The sequence below is a fragment of the Variovorax sp. PBS-H4 genome (assembly GCF_901827205.1).
Classification (GTDB): domain Bacteria; phylum Pseudomonadota; class Gammaproteobacteria; order Burkholderiales; family Burkholderiaceae_C; genus Variovorax.
In genome coordinates, this window is sequence record NZ_LR594675.1 from 5,277,496 (window position 1) to 5,296,221 (window position 18,726).

Annotated in this window: 15 protein-coding genes, 1 tRNA gene, 2 pseudogenes and 1 riboswitch; of the genes and pseudogenes, 4 read left to right on the forward strand and 14 right to left on the reverse strand. The window is 59.6% G+C overall.

The features are described from left to right. Positions 1-202: 202 nt before the first annotated feature. The 6 genes from E5CHR_RS25175 to E5CHR_RS25200 form a co-directional block, all read right to left on the reverse strand. The gene (locus E5CHR_RS25175; protein ID WP_443083093.1) at positions 203-982 is read right to left on the reverse strand and encodes a class II aldolase/adducin family protein; all 780 of its coding nucleotides are present in this window, start codon (positions 980-982) and stop codon (positions 203-205) included. A gap of 33 nt (positions 983-1,015) precedes the next feature. Next, entirely contained in the window at positions 1,016-1,426 is a 411-nt protein-coding gene (locus E5CHR_RS25180; protein ID WP_162582359.1) for a thioesterase family protein, read from the reverse strand. 55 nt (positions 1,427-1,481) lie between these two features. Then, entirely contained in the window at positions 1,482-2,303 is an 822-nt protein-coding gene (locus E5CHR_RS25185) for an ABC transporter permease (protein ID WP_162582360.1), read from the reverse strand. Continuing rightward, on the reverse strand, positions 2,300-3,067 hold the full coding sequence (locus E5CHR_RS25190) for an ABC transporter ATP-binding protein (protein WP_162582361.1): 768 nt from the start codon (positions 3,065-3,067) through the stop codon (positions 2,300-2,302). Before E5CHR_RS25190 ends, E5CHR_RS25185 begins: the two co-directional genes overlap by 4 nt. Next, positions 3,064-3,909 carry an enoyl-CoA hydratase/isomerase family protein gene (locus E5CHR_RS25195; RefSeq protein WP_232062190.1) on the reverse strand — a complete coding sequence of 282 codons (846 nt, stop codon included), beginning with the start codon at positions 3,907-3,909 and terminating at the stop codon, positions 3,064-3,066. Before E5CHR_RS25195 ends, E5CHR_RS25190 begins: the two co-directional genes overlap by 4 nt. A gap of 66 nt (positions 3,910-3,975) precedes the next feature. Beyond that, positions 3,976-6,072, reverse strand: coding sequence for an acetate--CoA ligase family protein (locus E5CHR_RS25200; RefSeq protein ID WP_232062191.1), 2,097 nt, complete (start codon positions 6,070-6,072; stop codon positions 3,976-3,978). A 169-nt stretch (positions 6,073-6,241) separates the two neighbouring features. Further along, a riboswitch (S-adenosyl-L-homocysteine riboswitch) is annotated at positions 6,242-6,348 on the forward strand. Positions 6,349-6,431: 83 nt separating this feature from the next. On the opposite strand from E5CHR_RS25200, the gene ahcY reads away from it, so the two are divergent. Further along, positions 6,432-7,847, forward strand: coding sequence for an adenosylhomocysteinase (gene ahcY / locus E5CHR_RS25205; RefSeq protein WP_443083125.1), 1,416 nt, complete (start codon positions 6,432-6,434; stop codon positions 7,845-7,847). A gap of 45 nt (positions 7,848-7,892) precedes the next feature. On the opposite strand, the gene E5CHR_RS25210 is transcribed toward ahcY, so the two are convergent. The 5 genes from E5CHR_RS25210 to E5CHR_RS25230 all read right to left on the reverse strand — a co-directional run bounded on the left by E5CHR_RS25210 (position 7,893) and on the right by E5CHR_RS25230 (position 13,266). Then, positions 7,893-8,846, reverse strand: a complete 954-nt coding sequence (locus E5CHR_RS25210; protein ID WP_162582365.1) for a 2-hydroxyacid dehydrogenase — start codon at positions 8,844-8,846, stop codon at positions 7,893-7,895. Between the two features lie 32 nt (positions 8,847-8,878). Next, positions 8,879-9,856: a LysR family transcriptional regulator gene (locus tag E5CHR_RS25215; RefSeq protein WP_232062192.1), complete on the reverse strand. Its 978-nt coding sequence runs from the start codon at positions 9,854-9,856 to the stop codon at positions 8,879-8,881. Next, positions 9,853-11,037: an alpha-hydroxy acid oxidase gene (locus E5CHR_RS25220; protein WP_162582366.1), complete on the reverse strand. Its 1,185-nt coding sequence runs from the start codon at positions 11,035-11,037 to the stop codon at positions 9,853-9,855. The genes E5CHR_RS25215 and E5CHR_RS25220 overlap by 4 nt, the downstream gene beginning before the upstream one ends. A 70-nt stretch (positions 11,038-11,107) precedes the next feature. Beyond that, positions 11,108-12,205 (reverse strand): ABC transporter substrate-binding protein, encoded by a 1,098-nt coding sequence (locus tag E5CHR_RS25225; RefSeq protein WP_162582367.1) that lies wholly within the window; start codon positions 12,203-12,205, stop codon positions 11,108-11,110. Between the two features lie 23 nt (positions 12,206-12,228). Further along, on the reverse strand, positions 12,229-13,266 hold the full coding sequence (locus E5CHR_RS25230) for an adenosine deaminase (RefSeq protein ID WP_162582368.1): 1,038 nt from the start codon (positions 13,264-13,266) through the stop codon (positions 12,229-12,231). Between the two features lie 500 nt (positions 13,267-13,766). On the opposite strand from E5CHR_RS25230, the gene E5CHR_RS25235 reads away from it, so the two are divergent. Together E5CHR_RS25235 and E5CHR_RS25240 are read left to right on the forward strand one after the other, a co-directional pair. Further along, entirely contained in the window at positions 13,767-15,149 is a 1,383-nt protein-coding gene (locus E5CHR_RS25235; protein ID WP_162582369.1) for an LLM class flavin-dependent oxidoreductase, read from the forward strand. Between the two features lie 441 nt (positions 15,150-15,590). Beyond that, entirely contained in the window at positions 15,591-16,517 is a 927-nt protein-coding gene (locus E5CHR_RS25240; protein WP_162582370.1) for a LysR family transcriptional regulator, read from the forward strand. 152 nt (positions 16,518-16,669) lie between these two features. Here the strand turns inward: E5CHR_RS25240 and E5CHR_RS25245 are convergent, their stop codons facing one another. Beyond that, a complete protein-coding gene (locus E5CHR_RS25245; protein WP_162582371.1) occupies positions 16,670-17,653 on the reverse strand; it encodes a flavin reductase in 984 nt (327 codons plus the stop codon). 330 nt (positions 17,654-17,983) lie between these two features. Here E5CHR_RS25245 and E5CHR_RS25250 point away from each other — a divergent pair. Beyond that, positions 17,984-18,085, forward strand: a pseudogene (locus tag E5CHR_RS25250) (IS21-like element ISPsy4 family helper ATPase IstB); the annotation flags it as partial. 194 nt (positions 18,086-18,279) lie between these two features. On the opposite strand, the pseudogene E5CHR_RS25255 reads toward E5CHR_RS25250, so the two are convergent. Together E5CHR_RS25255 and E5CHR_RS25260 are read right to left on the reverse strand one after the other, a co-directional pair. Further along, positions 18,280-18,478: pseudogene (locus tag E5CHR_RS25255) on the reverse strand (ATP-binding protein); the annotation flags it as partial. 160 nt (positions 18,479-18,638) lie between these two features. Beyond that, a tRNA-Ser gene (locus E5CHR_RS25260) sits at positions 18,639-18,726 on the reverse strand.

Genomic DNA, 18,726 nt, shown 5'->3' on the forward strand with positions numbered 1-18,726 from the left:
TCCGCGGCAACCTGGAGCCACGATGGCGGTGGTCCTGGAAAGATCAATGCCGCAGGGCCGACGCACCGACGGCGCAGCATCATGGCTTTTGAGGCGATCCTTGTTGATCGTTGGCTGGCTTCGACGGTACCGCTCTCACGCAGCCGTTCCGCAGCGCTCGCCCGCAGGGCTGTGGGCATGCGCGCTCGACATCTCTGGCGATCTATGCTCGATAGTCGAGGCCTGAGACTGCCTCGAGCCGCCGCTTGAACGAACTCCACTCACGTGCATGTGGACTAACTTGAGAAGCGTTGGCGCCACCTTTCTCGAACTGGCGCGCTGTCTTCTCGCACACCTCCGGCGAAAGCGGACTGACTTCCTGGCCGCTGGCCTGGATGGCAAGTTGGACGCGGCAGGCCCTTTCCAGATTGAACATAAGGATGAAAGCCTCCGCCACGGACCGGCCGACCGTCAGCAATCCGTGATTGCGCAGAATCATTGCCTTGGCCTCCCTTCCGAAGCTTTGCACCAGTCTCTCGCGTTCATCCAGATCGAGCGCCAACCCCTCGAAATTGTGGTACGCCACCCGATCGTAGAACTGAAGCGCCCATTGGTTGGTCGTCTGGAGCCCATCCCGCAGAGAGGCGACTGCCACGCCCCCCACCGTGTGGGTATGCATCACACACGCGGCGTCAGGCCGCGCCGCATGAATGGCGCTGTGGATGGTAAAGCCCGCAGCATTCACCTCCTCCTTGCGATCATCAATCTTTCCTCCGTTCAGATCAATCTTGAGGAGCGAGGACGCGGTCACCTCGCTGAACAACACGCCGAATGGGTTGATCAAGAAATGATCGTGTCGACCAGGCACACGCACTGAAAGGTGCGTATAGATCGCGTCGTCCATTCCGAACAAGGCAAACAGCCGATAGGCTGCAGCCAAGTCCTGTCGCACCTCCCGTTCACTAGCTTCGCTTACCGGGATGTTGGTCTTCTTCATGCTCATGATTGCGTCCTCAGTGTCCAACAACACCTGCTCTCAGGCTTCCGCGAAGCGGCTCGCGGCTCTCTTCTCCACGGCCGCTTTGGGCGCGATGGCCCGCGCATGGGTTCCCTTACCGATGACCCCTGCGCCATCCTCTGCCCACACCTCGAAGTGGAACAAGGGTCCCTTCTTCTCCAAAAAGCGTGCATGGGCCGTGATCTTCTGACCAAGCGGGGTCGGCGCGAGATGCTCCAGTTCGACCTTGGCACCCACCGACAGCTGTCCCTCCACCAGGATCGGCCACAGGACCTTGGCGGCAGCGCGCTCTAGCTGGGCAAGCAGCCACGGCGTGGAAAACACCTCGGGAAATGATTCGCCGGACTCGGAGGTGAGACGGGCGGCAAGATGAGATTCGGTAACGATGACGTCCACCGATGCATGAGCGTTCTCTTGAAGTTTGTCCATGTAACGATATTCCTGTTGCCTCTGTGATGGGATCTGAAGTTCGAAGTGGGACACTTCAGACGCTCATGGCTTTCTCGGCTTCGTGGTTGATCCAGAACACTACTTTGCGCTTGATAACGTCTACTACTGCGTGTAGGCAGATTCCCATCAGCGAGAGGATGATGAGGATCGCGAACACGCCGGCCGTGTCCATTGAGAAGTTGCGCTGAAGGATCAGATAGCCCAGGCCAGCCTGCGCACCCACGAACTCGCCGACGATCGCGCCAATCACTGCCAGCACGATACCGACATCGAGGCCCACGAAGATGTACGGAAGGGCATTGGGAACCTTGACATACTTGAATGTCTGCCATCGTGAGCCGGTGAAAGCCGTGATCAGGTCGATCTGCTCCCGGGGCGAGGAGCGCAGGCCGACAATGGTGTTGGCCAGAACCGGGAAGAACACGATCGTTGCAGTAATCACGATTTTCGAAGTCACCCCAAACCCGAACCAGATCACAAACAAGGGTGCGATGGCTACCTTGGGGATGGTCTGGAATGCAACCACATAGGGGTACAACGTTCTCTCAACAAGGGTGAACTGCCCAATAAGCGCTCCGAGAAGCAAACCGAACAGCGCGCCCGCGAAGAAGCCAACCAGCGTCTCATAAAGGGTCACCCCCGTGTGCAACACAAACGTGTTGTCGACGAGGCCATTCCAAAGAGCCACAAGCGTCGCCGTCGGGGACGGGACGACCAGCGCCGATACGTCGAAAAGTCTGACGGCGAGCTCCCAACCACCGACGATGACAATGAAAAGCAGGATCCCGAGCGGCCGCTCGGGCCTCCTGCCAAGAACACCCGTGCCAACCTGCTTGGGCAAAGTGGTAGTGATCATGCGTCGAGTGCTCCCTGTGAACTGAAATACTTTCGGATGTGAGAGACAACCTCGCCGAAGGGTGCCGAATTGATCATCTCCAGCTTACGTTCCGCCGGCAAATTGACGCTGAGGATCTCGGTGATACGGCCTGGCCGCGGCGACATCACAATGACACGGTCCGCCAGGAACACCGCCTCGGGAATGCTGTGCGTCACAAGAAGGACGGTCTTTTTACTCGCGGCACGGATGCGCAGAAGATCCAGGTTCATGGACTCGCGCGTCATCGCATCGAGGGCGCCAAATGGCTCGTCCATTAGCAGTAGTGCTGGATCGTGCGCAAGGGCCCGCGCAATGCCCACGCGTTGCTGCATGCCGCCGGACAGCTCATTTGGATACTTGTCGTCGAACCCTGCGAGGCCAACCATGTCGAGGTACTTCTTCGCGTCGGCGCGGTTAGCCTCTGTGATGGCTCCATGGAGCTGGCTTGGCAGGAGGATGTTCTCCAGCACTGTGCGCCACGGAAGCAGCACGGGCGCTTGGAAGACCACCCCAATCTGTCGATTCGGGCCGTCGATCTGCCGCCCGTCGATCTCAACCGACCCGGAGGATCGGCGCAGAATCCCTGCAAGGATCTTAAGCAGTGTCGACTTGCCGCATCCGCTGGGCCCCACGACCGTTATGAACTCACCGTCAGCTACGGCGAAATTGACATCTGACAATGCATGAATCTGCTTCCCCTCGCGGGTTGCATAGAGCTTGTTCAAGCCTGAGACATGGATCATTGAATCTCCTCAGACTGCGTTGCTGCGAGTGTCGCCGCCGGCTTCGATCTGAATTCGGGCACCGCGAAGCGCTCGTCCCGCCACTTGAAGGCCGCCTTGAGTCCGTCGCGATTCATGCGCTCGAAGAACTCCTTGGCCTCGGCCGATTCCGACATCAGGACTTGGGTGAAGATCTCCGCACCGTACTCAATCGCGGGCTGGAAGCCACGCAGTTCGTAGGAACGGTTGAGCCCGAGCTTGTTGAGCTCGACTGAAGGAGGCGGCAGTTTCGCGAGACGCAGCGCCGTCTTCATGGCCTCGGCACGGAGTTGGTCGGCTGGAACCACACGATTCGCAAGCCCAAGGCGAACCGCGTCTTCGGCGTTGACGCGGTCACCGAAGAGCAGGAACTCCTTCGCGCTCTTCATCCCCAGAATCCATGGCGTGATATTGAAAGGCGGTGCCGATTGGAACTGGATCTCAGGCTCGCCGAAGACAGCGGCCTCAGAGGCAAGCGTGTAGTCGCAGACCATGGACAAATCACAACCGCCGCCCAGCGCGAAGCCGTTTACCGCGGCGATCACTGGCATACGCGACTTCCAGATCCGCCACCACGTTTCGTTGCCGAGCTTCACATGCTCGCGCCAGTCCTGCACAGTCGTAAAAGGCTTCTCCCGGGGGGAAAGGTCAAACCCCGCACAGAACGCCCGACCTTGACCGGTGATGATCACCACGCGCACGTCGGCGTCTCCCTCGAGCGCATCCAGCGCGTTCTGCATGTCGATCAGGATCTGATCGTTCAGCGAGTTCAGCTTGTCGGGCCGGGCGAGCTCAAGCGTCGCAACCGTGCTTTCAACACTCAAATTTATGCATTCATATGTCATATTGACTTGACTCCAAATTTTTCGCGGATGAGTTCGTTGGCGCAGCTATCTTTGAGTCTTGGCAATCACTAGCGCGTCCAGCACCACTGCCCCACTGCCTTCCGGCAGGACTGCAACAGGATTCAAATCGATGGCTTCGAGCTCGTTTGCGTAGGCCACCGCAATGTCAGACAGTCGCTCCAGCATCCTGGCCAGCGCATCGCGGTCTCCCACGACGCTGCCGCGGTAGCCGCCCAGCATGCTTCCTAGACGCGTTCGATTGACCAACTCCCCGGCGGTCTCCAGGTCCACGGGAGCAAGCTCGAAGGTAGCGTCCTGAAGGATCTCGACCAATACGCCTCCAGAACCGACCACGATGCCAGGCGGGAAGGGTCGATGCGTCACCACCCCCAGGATTGCTTCGACGCCGCCGCGGATCATCTTCTGCACCAGTACGCCAGTCACGCGTGCCTCAGGTGCCTTGCGGGCGACGCTCTCCTGAATCTGCCGATAGGCGGCCCTCACAGCGTCTGCGTCGGACAGATTGATGATCACGCCGCCGACTTCGCTCTTGTGCGGAAGGTCCGCGGACTCAATCTTCAGCACTACGGGGTAGCCGACTACCTCGGCATGGGCAACAGCATCGCTCTCGGATGAAGCCAGACCTTCGGCGGTCACGGCAATTCCATGGTCCTCGAGAAAGAGCTTGCTCTCGCGCTCGGTGAACGGGTCACCGGATACGAGCCTTGAAGCCCACTCTTCCTGGCGTTCGACGCTGAGCGTTTTGGGAGCGGCTTCGGTGGAGGCAAACGCCGCATAGTCCACCAGATGCTTGATCGCGCGCAATGCATTCCCCATACCGCACAGCGTCGGAATTTGACTTAGTGGAGCAAGCACGTCGGGGTGAATCCTGGCTGACAGATTGTTGAAGAACACGACCGGCTTGTGAGCATGGTTGGCGCGCTCGGCAACGGCCTTGGCGAGCTTCTCGTAGATGGCCGCCTGGTCTTCCCCCATTGAAGAAGGACAATCTTGCGAAACTGCAACGATGTGAATCGACGGATCGTTCAGCAATGCGTCCAGGCAGTCGCCGTACATCTTGGTGTCGAATACGCCAACGCCGGTAGCGTCAAGCGGATTGCGTGGCGCCCCGAAGGGGGGAAGCACGGTCCTAAGATGCGCCACGGTCGATTCACAGAGATCCGGCAACACCAGTCCGCAGCGTTCAGCGATGTCGCATGTCATCGCCAGCTCGCCTCCGCTTACGTTGAGCACGCCTAGCCCAACACCTTCAGGCATCAAGCGAGTCGCAGAGAACAGCGCGATCGTCTGGACCAGCTCGTCGTAGTCTTCCACCAACACCACACCATGACGGCGAAAGAACGCCTGCAACGCACTGTCGGAGCTGGCGATCGCGCCCGTGTGAGCGGCACTCGCAGCCGCTCCGGAGACGGAGCGGCCGACCTTCAGCGCCACGATCGGCTTGCCCGCCTTTCGCATCTTCGCCGCGGCGCTGGCAAATGCAGCGGGATCGCGCAGCGTTTCCACAAAGAGCGCCGCCACCTTTGTCGAGGGATCCTGCGCCAAGTAATCAAGGTACTCGGGAATATCTGTTACCGCCCCGTTTCCGAGGGACACCAGATGGCTGAACTTGAAGCGATTCAGACTGCTCAAGGCGATGCAAGCCGAACCCGAATGCGAGATGAGCGCGATGTCCCCGGGTTCCAAGCCTTCCGGTACAGCGGCGCTGTAGAGAGCCACACCCTGCGCAACGCTGAAAATGCCAAGGCAGTTCGGCCCGCATAGATTTATCTGGTTATCGCGGCAAAACGAACCAATCTCAGCCTGCAAAGCGGCTCCGCGCTCACCCGTTTCAGCAAATCCGCTTGCGTAGAGCACGGCGCTGCGCGCTCCCGCTGCATGCGCACTTTTGAGGGCCTCGAGCGCCTTGTCCGCGCTCAGGGCAATGACGACGCAATCCACCGGTTCTGGCAGCGAATCCACGCCTCGATGGCAGGGTAGACCCAGAACTGATTCCGCGCTGGGGTGAATGGGATAGATGGCCCCTCCGTACCCGACGCGAAGGAGGTTCTTGATAACGGTGTTGCCCATCGTGTCGGGGCGCGGCGACGCACCCAGCACGGCGATGGACTTGGGATTCATCAGTGAAGACAGGTAGTGCAAAAAGCAGGCTCCCGAGCTATCCATTCGAGACACGATTGTCACGATGCGGCGACTCTAGTGAGCGGTCCTATGCGGGTCAATCACAGTTTTTCGGCGCCAACGTACTAATTTTTGAAACACGCTAACGCGGTCCGAACACTAGAATTTACCTACCGAGGAGCGCTGCAACGATCGCACTCGCCAATGCGCGCGAGGCCGGTCTGTCAGGCTCGGAAGGCTGCCAACGACCGGCGGCTGCAACTGCGCTCACCGACAGGGTGCGGTGAGCCTCGGCGTTCATCAGGCTCTGGCGGCAACCCACTAGAAGGAGCAATAGGATGAACGAGAAAGTGACGTCGATGCGTGCGGCAGACCGCGTCGTAGCTGACATCAAGTTGGCCGATTGGGGCCACAAGGAGCTTCGCATCGCCGAGACGGAAATGCCTGGCCTGATGGCGATCCGGGACGAGTTCCTGGGACAGCAACCCCTCAAGGGGGCGCGTATCGCGGGGTCTTTGCACATGACCATCCAGACCGGGGTGCTGATAGAGACGCTGCAAGCGCTTGGCGCCACCGTCCGATGGGCCTCATGCAACATCTTCTCCACCCAGGACCATGCCGCAGCTGCCGTGGCCTCCACTGGCACCCCTGTGTTCGCCGTCAAGGGTGAGACATTGGAGGAATACTGGGACTACACCCACCGCATCTTCGACTTCGGTGGCGCGCGCGGAGACCCCGATGAAGGTCCGAACCTGATACTCGACGACGGGGGCGACGCTACCCTCCTCATGCACCTGGGGACCAGAGCGGAAACGGATCGCAGTGTCATTTCCAAGCCGACGAGTTCCGAGGAACGCATCCTATTCGCAGCGATCGAACAAAGATTGAGCAGCGATCCGACGTGGTACAGCCGCCGCCTGCGCAACATCATAGGTGTGACAGAGGAGACGACCACGGGTGTCTTGAGGCTTAACGATATGAGCGCAAAGGGGGAGCTCGCCATTCGCGCTATCGCCGTGAATGACTCCGTCACCAAGAGCAAGTTCGACAACACCTACGGCTGCAGAGAATCGCTGGTGGACGCGATCAAGCGCGCTACCGACGTCATGATCGCAGGCAAGATCGCCGTGGTCGCCGGCTTCGGCGGCGTAGGAAAGGGTTGCGCGCAGGCGCTGCGCGCCCTCAGTGCTCAGGTCTGGGTCACGGAAGTGGACCCGATCAATGCGCTGCAGGCAGCTATGGAAGGGTATCGAGTAGTGACGATGGACGAGGCGGCAAGCCAAGCCGACATCTTCGTGACCGCAACGGGGAACCGCGACGTCATTACATACGAACACATGAGCCGCATGAAGGATCAAGCCATCGTCTGCAATATTGGGCATTTCGACAACGAGATCGACGTCGCCTCTCTCGCAGAATGTCAGTGGGACGAGATCAAGCCTCAGGTCGATCATGTAGTCTTCCCCGACGGCAAGAGGATCATCCTGCTCGCCAAAGGCCGTCTGGTGAACCTGGGTTGCGCGACCGGCCACCCGAGCTTCGTGATGTCAGCCAGCCTCGCCAATCAGACGCTTGGCCAGATTGAGCTCTTCACCAGGCAGGAAGCCTATGAGAAGGGCCGGGTGTACGTGCTCTCGAAGCTCCTGGACGAGAAAGTCGCACTGTTGCATCTCGCCAAGCTTGGCGCCTCGCTGACCCAGCTCTCCGACGTGCAGGCGGCATACATCGGAGTGGACAAGGCTGGTCCGTTCAAGTCCGAAGCGTATCGCTACTGAAGGCGCGTCGACCAGGGGCGCAGCGATCCTCGCCCACTGGGTGGCTCAATAGCCGCGGTCAACGTCCACTGCAAACTCGGGCACATTCCCGCGTCGCACACAGTCAAGATTCAGCAGGGTCTGACGCGCAATCTCCAGGGTGCTGGCGCGGGTCGCCATGTGAGGCGTGATCAATACCTGCTCCTGGTCCCAGAACGGGTGTTCCGGCGGCAGCGGTTCCTGCATGAATACATCCAGAGTGGCGCCGGCGATATGTCCGGAGCTCAATGCAGCCAACAGGTCAGCCTCGTTCAGGTGAGCACCGCGCCCCACATTGATGACATGCGCACCTTCTGGCAACCTGGAAAACAGTGAGGCACAGAGGAAGCCACGAGTCTCGATAGTAAGAGGCAACAGACATACTAGCGTGTCGCATGCTGCCAGAAAGTCATCCAGTTGAGTTGCCCCGTGGTAGTGGGCCACGTATGCTGGCAGGTCTGCCTTTGCGCTATTGCTCCAGCCTCGCACGCTGTATCCCATCGCATTCAACGCGACTGCGCAGGCACGTCCCATCTGGCCCATTCCCGCAATGCCGACGGTGTGGCTGATGGTGGGACAAGCCTCGAACTTCAACCAATGGCGGTCTGAGCGTGCTCGCAGGACCACGTCCATGCGGCGATGACGATGCGCCACAGCCCAGGAGACGTACGAGACCATTCCGGTGGTCGCGCCCGGATCCACGATACGGCAGACCGGGACGCCACGCGGCAGTTCAGCGTCGATCTCGAGATGATCGATACCCGCGCCGAGCGACTGGATCAGGACAAGGCGCGGCAAAGAAGCGCATACGCCAGGCGGCGGCGACCAGCATGCGACAGCTTCGATGTCCTCCAGCCTTCCGAGTTCAGGCCATGCCCGTACATCGATGTCCGGGCGGAGTGCGCGAAAAGCAGCGATCAGCGAGGTGTTGTCGCCGCAGCGCAGGATGGCGATGCAAGGCGGCTTGGATGTGGTCGACATGAAGGCACGGTGGAAAACCAGGAGCGGTCGCTTCAGCGCTTCACGGCGGCCACGGCACGCACAGCTGCGCACAGACGCTCGACGAAGATGGCGGCAGCGGAAGGCAAGCTGCGGTCCGCATGAACGCTCACGTTCAGCGGCCACCGGTCGAGACCTTGACCACGCAGCGGGACGTACTTCATGCGGGCCGGCGCCTGGTGATCGCCGAAGTACCTGTCCACGATGGCAACGGCCAGCCCAGCCCCGGCTGAGGCCCGCATAAGCTCGAAAGAATTGGTCACGAGCAAGCCGCGTGGTCGAATCTTCGCCTTGGCGAACATGCGAACATAGCTCTCTCGGATAGTGAGAGACGCATCCGGGAGCGCGATGTCCTCGCCTGCGCACTCTGAAATATCAACGTAGTCGCGCTGTGCGAAGGGGTGGCTTCGCGCGACCAGGAGGCATGGTGTGGTCATCGCCTGTGCGACAACCGACACATTGAACGTGTCGGGCGTGATGTAGGACAAGGACACATCGATGTGCTGATTGGCCACCATCTCGGTCAGTTTGTTGCCACCGGCGACGGTCACCTCAAAGGTGATGCCTGGGTACTCGGCATGGAAGCGCTGCAGAAATTGCGGCACGAAATCTCGAGTGAAGGATTCAGAAATGCCGAGCTTGACTTTGCCGCGTCGGACGGCTTTAAGCGACTGGATATCATCGCGGACAGCTTCGAGGCCCGCTTCGAGGGCCATCGCGTACTTGAGCACCACCTCCCCCTCAGGCGTAAGCTTGGCGCCCTTCTGCCCGCGATGGCGCTCAAGCAACTCAGCGCCGAGTTCTTCCTCCAGCAAATGGATCAACCTCGAGATCGCGGAAGCCGCCACATGCAACTCCTCTGCGGCGCGACGCATCGATCCTGCCTTTACCACGCCGACGAAGTACTTGAGCGCATTGCTGCTCACCAGACGCAGCTCAGCTTTCCATTCGTACCGTTCCTCTCGTTTGAACGACTTGGGGTTCGTGTTCATGAAGGCAGCAATCCGACTTCCGGCCTCGAAGAGGCGAGCAGAAGCGAAGTGTCCAGTTCGCCGACCTCGCGCACTCCCACCTGCCGCAGCACCCGCAGCAGTTCATCTGCCAGGATGTCGATCGCCTTTGTAGCCCCTTTCTTCCCGCCGGCGGCGACGCCATAGAGCGTCGGCCTGCCGACAAAAACGAAGCTCGCCCCGAAGCAAAGTGCCAGTGCCACGTCGGCCCCCCTGCGCACGCCGCCGTCCATCATCACGGGGAGCGCCGATCCAACAGCAGCGCGTACGGCGCGCAGTGCCGTAAGAGAACTGGCAGCCCGATCCAGCTGGCGTCCACCATGGTTGGAAACAATGATGCCGTCGACGCCATGTCCGACCGCCTGTCGGGCATCGTCAGGATGCATGATTCCCTTGAGTATGAGCTTGCCGCCCCACCGCCGCCGGAACTCCTTGATGTCGGTCCAGGTGACCTGGGCCGGAGACTGTGTACGAACGAAGTTGGCCACCTGCATGGGACTTGCCTGCCTCCCTGCATACGGCCTCCAGTCCTCGAAGAAAGGCAGACCACCGTTGTTCAGGAAGCGCAGCAGCCAACCGGGATGCAGAAGCGCCTCCATGGTCGCGCGCGAGTTGTGCTTCCAGGGCAATCCGAACCCGTTGCGCAGGTCACGTTCGCGCTTCGAACCCACGGGAATATCGACGGTGACCACAAGATGGTCGATACCGACGCGCGCCGCCCGATCGATCACATCGAGGGCGATGCTCTTGTCCTTCGACGGATAAAGCTGCAACCATGTCTGCCTCAGCCCGTGATGGCATGCGTCCTCCAGCGAGGTATTGCTGACCCCAGACAAGATGAACGGAATGCCGCGCCCTGCAGCGGCGCGAGCTAACATCAGGTCTGCGCCGGGCCGGAGCAAGCCCGCAAAACCTGTTGGGGCAATCCCGAAGGGCTGCTCATAGGTCCGCCCGAACAGCTTGGTCGTGCCTCGCGCCTCCTCCACATCTCGGAGATAGCGCGGGACGAATGCGTGCTGGGCGAAGGCGTCCACATTGCGATTCAAACCGGTCTCGTCCTCGACGCCACCATCGAGGTAGTCATACAAGAAGCGCGGAAGCGTACGTCGTGCGAGACTTCGCAGATCGGCAATCGACAGGGCAGTCTCCAGGCTGCGGCGCATCAGATACACACAACAGACCGTGTGTCACGGTAGTGCCCCGCGGACATCACAAGATGTCGCCAGACATCGCTCACCAGTTCGCGCACTTCTCGGCAGCTTGTCGAATTGACGAGACGTCAAACTGATTGGCGCGCCGGTAGAGATCCGCATCGTGGATCATCAGAGAGCTCGCCGGCACGGTGCGCGCGATCTGCCCCGACTTGAGCATGTACTGCTCCAACCGCGTCACGGCAGCGCCATCTACATTGCCCCAGTACTTGCCGCCACCAATGTTGTAGCCATCTCGGAAAGAGTCGAGCTGTGCTTTGAGCAGATTGGTGTCCCACTGGGCCAGCATCGATGGGTCGACCGGACCTGTGCTTTTGGTATTCGGCCAGTCCTTCCACTGGATGCGGCGGACGCAGTCAGGATTGGCGAATGCGAATTCCGACGCCTTGGCCATCCCTCTGACAATGGCCTCAACCATCTTTGGATCGGCCTCGATCGTCTTCGACATCGCCGCAATGCTGAAGTCGGGAAGGGTTCTCCAATCTTCTCCGCGCAGGTATCTCATCTTGAGGCCTGCGTTCTCGAAGCCCGCCATCGCGCTTGCCCAGAACATGAGCCCCTGCACGCGCCCACTCTTGAGCGCGTCGATTGCTGGCGCGCCGCCACCCGTGGCTACAAACTTGACATCCTTGTCCGGATCGATGCCCTTGTCCTTGAGATAGGCGCGCAGAATAGCCACGCCCCCCGACCCCAGCCCAAAGACACCAATCGTCTTGCCCTTGAAATCTGTGATGGAACGAAGCGGTGAGTCTTCAAGCACGCCGACGCTCCAATCGATCACACCGTGGTTGGTCACGAACTTGACCGGCTGGTTGTTAAGCGACTGGGCCTGCACTGCGACGCTGGCGTTAATTTGCGCGAAATCCGCCTGGCCGGCAATCAGCAGCGCGATCGTCTGAGCGGGCGGCGCCAGCGGGGTGATCTCTACATCGTAGCCCTCATCGCTCCAGTAACCCAATGCAAGCGGAAGGTTCAGTGTGGGATAAGAGATGTTGAGCACCTGCGTGCCCACAACGATCCTGACCTTCTTCTTTGGAGTTTGCGCAGTGGCTTGGGTGCTCGCAAGTACCGCGAAGGCTCCGATCAAGACACCTAACCATCTGACTGCTTTCATGAACATAATAGGTACACCAGTGAGAGAAATCAGGCCAACCAGAACTTGTCTAGGCCAGCAACGAGCTCGTTCTTTCGGTTCGTCGAGGCGAACGAGCCCTGGAATCCATTGCGCAGCAATGAATAGACGTCGCCGTCCGACAACTGGAGCGCTGAAGCCACAGCCACCAGGTTGTCGTTCATGTAGCCGTTGAAATACGGCGGATCATCGGTGTTCACGCTTACCCTGCAACCTGCGTCGAGCAACGTTTTCAGGTTGTGCTGCTCCAGCGAAGGGAAGACATTCAGACAGATATTGGAAAGCGGACACACCGTCATTGGGATCTGATCGGCGGCCAGGCGCTCGATTAGTCGCGGGTCATCCTGTGCCGTCACGCCATGATCGATGCGATCGGCACCTACGACGTCCAGTGCCTCCCAGATGTAGCTCGGGGGACCCTCTTCGCCGGCATGTATGGTGATTGGCCATCCCATGTTCTTGGCTTGGCGGAACGCCCGCTCAAACTTCGAGGGCGGATTTCCCTTCTCCACTCCACCCAGGCCGACCGCGACGAATGACTCCTTGAACGGACGGGCGGCCTCCAATGCCTCGAAGGCCTCTGCTTCGGTGCGATGGCGTTGCAGCCCGAAGATGAGCTTGGCATCAATGCCGAAGTCAGCGCGCGCATCCGCGATCGCTTCCGCCACGCCGCCGAGCACGGTATCCAATCCGATGCCACGCTCAATATGGCTCTGGGGAGACATGTAGAACTCCACATAGACCACCCGGTCTTCTGCAGCACGCTTCAGTTGCGTGTAGGTGACTTCGTAGAAATCCAATCGGGTGACCAGGACGCCCAAAGCGGAGTAGTACAGCTGCAGAAACCCAGATAGGTCCTTGAAGTTGTAGGCCGCTCGTACTTCCTCGGCGTTCTCGTAAGGAACCTTGATGTGATTTCGCGCGCTCAGAGCCATCAGCGTCTCGGGGCCGATAGTGCCCTCGAGGTGAACATGCAGTTCGGCCTTCGGTGCATGAAGGATCTTTGACTGCAACGAGCTTAGATGCGATTGCGTGGTGGGTTGAGTCATCTCAATGGCCTTCCGGGAAGGATCTATGTCTTGATATTAGGGACTGCCGAGCTTGCCGGGGTTAGCATTTTTCGGGGGCGGCGTTCGTAAAAGTCGCACACCTCCGTTGCTCGGACCGCATGCTCCATGACGCGCCCTGCGACTGATCGCAGCCCCACCAGAACCGGCGCGCCACGTTAATCTGCTTCTACGCAGACTTCCGTTTGATGCCGCTGTCGATGGCGGAGAGGTGACCTCAAGGCGAGGAAACGATGATGCTGTGCGACCGCCGAGGCCCAATGGTCAGCATTTTTAGATCACAGCGATTGCATTGTTGGCACGGTCGCCAGCAGGGTCCCCCGCCCATCCGATTGCAGTGGGCGCGTTGCCGTTTCCGCCACGGTGCGTCAAGTTTTCTCTGCTTGTCGCCAAGATGCACGAACGCATACTGACCTCACCTGCCGGGCTGCCCGACGGACATTGAGTCCACCGCGGTTCGAGCTAGAAAAGGAATGATCAGAATGCGCAACATCAAGACTGAAAAACTCAAGCTCGGCGGCCTGTTTCACCCGACCGGCAACCACGTCGCTTCATGGCTGCATCCCGATACGCAACTTGATGCGGGATCGAACTTTCGCCACTACGTCGAGCTCGCACACCTCGCTGAAAAGGGCAAGTTCGACCTCATGTTCCTTGCAGACGCCGCCGCAGTGCGCGGCGGCGACCTCGAAGCTCTCAGTCGGTGGCCTCAGTACATGGCGTATTTCGAGCCCACCACACTCTTGGCGGCGTTAGCGGCCGTAACCAGCCACATCGGCCTGGTGGCAACTGCCACCACTTCCTACAACGAGCCCTACAACATCGCCCGACGCTACGCGTCGCTCGATCACATCAGTGGGGGCCGTGCGGGCTGGAACGTGGTGACGTCGTCGAACCTTGACGAAAGCAAGAATTTTGGGCACGAAGAGCACCTTCAGCACGGTGACCGCTATGCGCGCGCGAAGGAGTTCGCTTCAGTGGTACGCGGCCTGTGGGACAGTTGGGAAGACGATGCCTTCGTGCGGGATCGCGAGAAGCAACGCTACTTCGAGCCAGCCAAGCTCCACGTCCTAGGTCACAAGGGGACGTACTTTTCGGTCAGGGGGCCCCTCAACATCTCGCGTCCGCCCCAAGGTCACCCGGTGATTGCGCAGGCTGGCTCTTCAGAGCCCGGCAAAGAACTGGCCGCCGAGACTGCAGATATCGTCTTCACCGCCCAGGGCGATCTTGAGGGGGCCAAAAATTTCTACAGTGACCTCAAGAGCCGCATGTCAAAGTTTGGACGCGATCCGCAGTCCTTAAAGATCATGCCGGGCCTGAACCCCATCGTCGGGCGCACCGAGGGTGAGGCCAAGGAAAAACACGCCTACCTGCAGTCGCTAATCCATCCTTCGGTCGGCCTTGAGCTGCTTTCGAACGCAATCGGAGGTGTGGACCTCAAGGGCATCGACATCGACAAGCCTTTGCCCACCGACTTCCTGGATCGAGACACCAACACCAGCAAGAGTACCCTTGAAGGGGTCATGAAGATGGCTCAGCGCGACAACCTGACCGTGCGCCAGCTTTACGAGCGATTTGCCGGCGCCCGCGGCCAGCGCACGCTCGTCGGGACTGCCGAGCAGATCGCCCTCGACATGAGGCACTGGTTCGAGTCCGCCGCCGTGGACGGCTTCCTCATTCAGCCCGCCGACCTGCCTAACGGGCTGAAGGACTTCGTACACGAAGTCGTACCGGCACTCCAGCACATGGGCGTCTTCCGGACCGAGTACGAGGGCACTACCCTGCGAGAGAACCTCGACCTGCCTAGACCTGCGAATCAGTTCACCGCAGCGACGACCAACGCGTATAGGCATGATCAGGACTGATATCAAACCTCGGGTTCAATGTGCCACATGGCGGGAGCGGTGTGCATTGCCACCGTCGACGGCGACCGCAAGCGTATAGACATGGGCGCCACCTCTGAAGCGTCTCCACCGGTGGTTCACCTTCGCCTTGGCGTGTAGCAACAAGGTGGAGCCCCGCCACCCCGTTCCACGCTTGCGGGATTGACACGAGCGGCTCTGTCGCTGCTGCTCGCTGTCAGGATCATCACGATTGCTTTACTCATCCGATGCGCAAGCCACTTTTCTGCAAAGTCATGGCTTCACGCCCGTTCGAGACACACACTGTGCAAGTGTCGCGGTCGTCCGGAGCCTTCACTGCGCAAGTTGATCTTCTTGTCTATAGCGACTGCTGATGCCGCATGTCGGCCTAGCTAAAGTCCGACAAAGCCGAGAGAATGACGCTCCTCATACCGATGCCCGTCCATGAAGATGCTCTTATCTCCGTTAATGCGCTACATCTGCCAGGTTGCGGAAGATGGATCGATCCGAAAGGCTTCCGAGTATCTTCACATTTCAGCATCGGCGATCAATCGCCAGATCATCAATTTCGAAGAGCTGATCGGCGCGCCCATCTTCGAGCGCTTGCCTCGGGGGATGAAGCTGACAGACGCCGGACGCGTTATCTACGGCATCATCAAGGACTTCGAGAAAGTCTCCGACGCCGCGGTGTCTGAAGTCAGCGCGATCAAGGGTAAGTACAAGGGACACGTCGCCATCGGCACCATCCAGACCTTGGCAGGAGATTTCTTTGCGGAATTTCTAGCCTCCTCGCGCAAGGAAAACCCCGATGTTTCATTTTCCCTGTTCAGCGGCAACACCGATGAGATTGTGCGCAAGATTGTCGGGAATGAGTTGGACATTGGCATCTGTTGGGAGCCACCTGAGCAGGTGCCCGTCGAGAAGCTAAGGGTCTACTCAATGGAGATCGGCATTGCGATGCATCCGTCGCACCCGCTCGCGCAGGAGCATGACCTGTCGCTCCAGGAGTGCCGTGACTTTCCAATCATCTTTCCATCTGGCGGCATGGAGATCAGAAAACTTCTGGACCGAATCAACGTTGGACGGCAAACAAGCATATCGCCAGCAGTCACGACCAATGCAATGCCGCTGATTCGATTGCTCGCGCTCTCAGGCACCGGCGTCGCAGTCACAACGCGTATCTCAGTTGCGAGCGACGTTTCAGCCGGGGCGCTCATCTTCAAGACGTTGCGCGATGTGGGCACCCAACACCTTAGACTGGCAGTTCTGCACCGCCAGGCATTGTCATTGCCTTCAGCCGCGCGCATGCTGTGCACTGCAATCCTGCACGCGCTCGATGACTATCTGGGACCAGCGCCACACGACATATGAGGCACTCCCGGTCGCGGCTGGTTAATATGCGCACTGCTACGAGCCGATAGGCGCAACTGTCAGAGTATTCGACGCCGCTGCGGGCAGTTCTGCGGGACCCGATCACGGACCGCAACCAGCGCAATCTCATCCGGTTACTTCGCGCTTTTCATTTAGGCCGAGAGCCGATCGTGAAGCTCTTGAAGGACCTCGCGCGCAACGGCTACGCTCTGCTCAGAGAGACCCGCCATCTGCTGTCTCTCGAAATTGCTGAAATCCGACATCAGGGACGCCAGTAAGGCGTCGCCCTTGCTCGTCAGAGCATACACTTCGCTTTGGCAAGCAATGCACCCCCTCTTTTCAAGCGATGCAAGCGCGTCCCTAGCGGAGGGCGGAGGAAGGGATGAGCTTTCGACGATCTCGTCGAATGAGCGCGTCCTCCCATCTCGCAAGGCGAACAATGTGAATCCTTGCGGCAGGTCTACGCCACGGGACTGGCGAAACTGTTCGAAGAGCGCCGCAAACCCGACGCCTAGAGATGCAACGAGCCGGGTAAACCGCAGGTCGTCTGGCGATTTGTACTTGCCGACGAAAGCCGTTCCAGTGCGCTCTCGTGACTCCTCATGCTGCAGGGTGCCTGGATGGTCCTCGGCTATTGCGTATCGACCCTGAGCGAATACCAAGGCGCTCGCTGCAGCTCGCGCAAAGTGGACCACGCGGCCAATCAGCAGCACATGGTCTCCTGCATCGTGGAACGCCTCCGTCGTGCATTGCAAAATTGCTGCTGCACCGGGGATCAACGGTGCGCCGAGCAGCCCGGGCCGCCAGTCGATACCCGCAAACTTGTCTTCCATCTTGCTTGCAAACCTTTGCGACAGATCAATCTGATCCGAAGCAAGTATGTGAACGGTGAAGGCCGTGGCCGAAACGAACGCGTCGAAGCTACGCGAGCTTCTTGAGATTGACCACAGGATCAGCGGAGGATCCATGGAGAGCGATGAGAAGGAATTTGCAGTGACGCCAACTGGTCCACCGACGCCGTTGCCGGTAATAACCGTCACTCCAGTAGAGAACTGTCCGAGGCAACGCCGAAAGGCTCGTAGGTCTTGAGCGGGATCACCCTGTTCTGTGATTTGCTTGTCTACTAAGTTGCTCATGGAATTTTCCGTGAAGGATGCTTACCTGCGGGCTTCAGTCGAAGCAGGCGGACAGAGAGTGGGCAGTGAATGGAAGCTTGCAGTCGACGGACATTAAGGCGCCGGCACTCAAACTGCGGGGGTTCACTCGTTGTCGAATCATGTCTTGCAAGCTGCGGGCGTTCAATCGCTATATTCAGTACACATCGAACCGTTTTTTGCAACGCTCGCAGATGCCTCGCGTCGGTATAAAGTGAGCCCGCGGCCCGGCTCATCCCATCGTATTGAGCGCCGCGAACTTCCGAGTGAAGAGGCGCGCCCATGCGTCGGCATCCGAGGGTGAACAGCCCCAAGCGCTACGAACGCGGCTCGATGGCGCTCACGGGCAACTTGCCGGTCACGCAGTGGGCCGGCGCCTTCGCCGACGATCAGACGCTGACGGCGGCGACTCTCGGTGTTGTAGACGGCGATCGAACGGAGATCGACGCGCCGAGCAGGCAGCGAAGATCAACATCCAATTGAGGACGATTGCAACGCCGCCGAAAGCAGCCCAGGCAAGGCCTCGGCCGGTGAGTGCCGGAGAGGGTCCTCTTGATCGCGCAGACGATCAACAGCGTTACCCCTCCGAATACCAGCACCAGAAGAGCCAGGATGCGCCATCGGTGTGTCAAGCGATCCAGCAATGCAGTCGTCATCTTCGGATCACCGAAGACGCTCGCCCACTCTCCGAAGCTTAGATTGGTGGTGATAACCACGCTGGTTCTTTCGTACAGCTTGTGGAGAGCAGGTGGAACAGGAGTGCGCCTCCGGACTCGCTAAGGGTAGGCAGCCCAGTTCATCCAGGATTGTGTGGGATCTGGGTGGCTTGGGCCGCCTGGGCGTGGCCGGGGCTGCCCAGGGTTGGGGACTAGGCGCTCGATAGCGCTCAGCGGCGTCCAACCAAATGCATGCCAGAAATGGGCCTGCTGGGGCCATTTGGTTGCAACCCGCGTGGTTACCCGGTTACTGGCGGAGAGTGTGAGATTCGAACTCACGGACGGTTGCCCGTCGGCAGTTTTCAAGACTGCTGGTTTAAACCACTCACCCAACTCTCC

Excerpts from the sequence above, each read along its gene's own strand:
- E5CHR_RS25190 (WP_162582361.1), bottom strand. The coding sequence starts at position 3,067 with ATGATCCATGTCTCAGGCTTGAACAAGCTCTATGCAACCCGCGAGGGG.
- E5CHR_RS25175 (WP_443083093.1), bottom strand. The coding sequence starts at position 982 with ATGAGCATGAAGAAGACCAACATCCCGGTAAGCGAAGCTAGTGAACGG.
- E5CHR_RS25210 (WP_162582365.1), bottom strand. The coding sequence starts at position 8,846 with ATGTCGACCACATCCAAGCCGCCTTGCATCGCCATCCTGCGCTGCGGC.
- E5CHR_RS25185 (WP_162582360.1), bottom strand. The coding sequence starts at position 2,303 with ATGATCACTACCACTTTGCCCAAGCAGGTTGGCACGGGTGTTCTTGGC.
- E5CHR_RS25230 (WP_162582368.1), bottom strand. The coding sequence starts at position 13,266 with ATGACTCAACCCACCACGCAATCGCATCTAAGCTCGTTGCAGTCAAAG.
- ahcY (WP_443083125.1), top strand. The coding sequence starts at position 6,432 with ATGCGTGCGGCAGACCGCGTCGTAGCTGACATCAAGTTGGCCGATTGG.
- E5CHR_RS25215 (WP_232062192.1), bottom strand. The coding sequence starts at position 9,856 with ATGAACACGAACCCCAAGTCGTTCAAACGAGAGGAACGGTACGAATGG.
- E5CHR_RS25200 (WP_232062191.1), bottom strand. The coding sequence starts at position 6,072 with ATGAATCCCAAGTCCATCGCCGTGCTGGGTGCGTCGCCGCGCCCCGAC.
- E5CHR_RS25235 (WP_162582369.1), top strand. The coding sequence starts at position 13,767 with ATGCGCAACATCAAGACTGAAAAACTCAAGCTCGGCGGCCTGTTTCAC.
- E5CHR_RS25220 (WP_162582366.1), bottom strand. The coding sequence starts at position 11,037 with ATGCGCCGCAGCCTGGAGACTGCCCTGTCGATTGCCGATCTGCGAAGT.
- E5CHR_RS25245 (WP_162582371.1), bottom strand. The coding sequence starts at position 17,653 with ATGAGCAACTTAGTAGACAAGCAAATCACAGAACAGGGTGATCCCGCT.
- E5CHR_RS25180 (WP_162582359.1), bottom strand. The coding sequence starts at position 1,426 with ATGGACAAACTTCAAGAGAACGCTCATGCATCGGTGGACGTCATCGTT.
- E5CHR_RS25225 (WP_162582367.1), bottom strand. The coding sequence starts at position 12,205 with ATGTTCATGAAAGCAGTCAGATGGTTAGGTGTCTTGATCGGAGCCTTC.
- E5CHR_RS25240 (WP_162582370.1), top strand. The coding sequence starts at position 15,591 with ATGAAGATGCTCTTATCTCCGTTAATGCGCTACATCTGCCAGGTTGCG.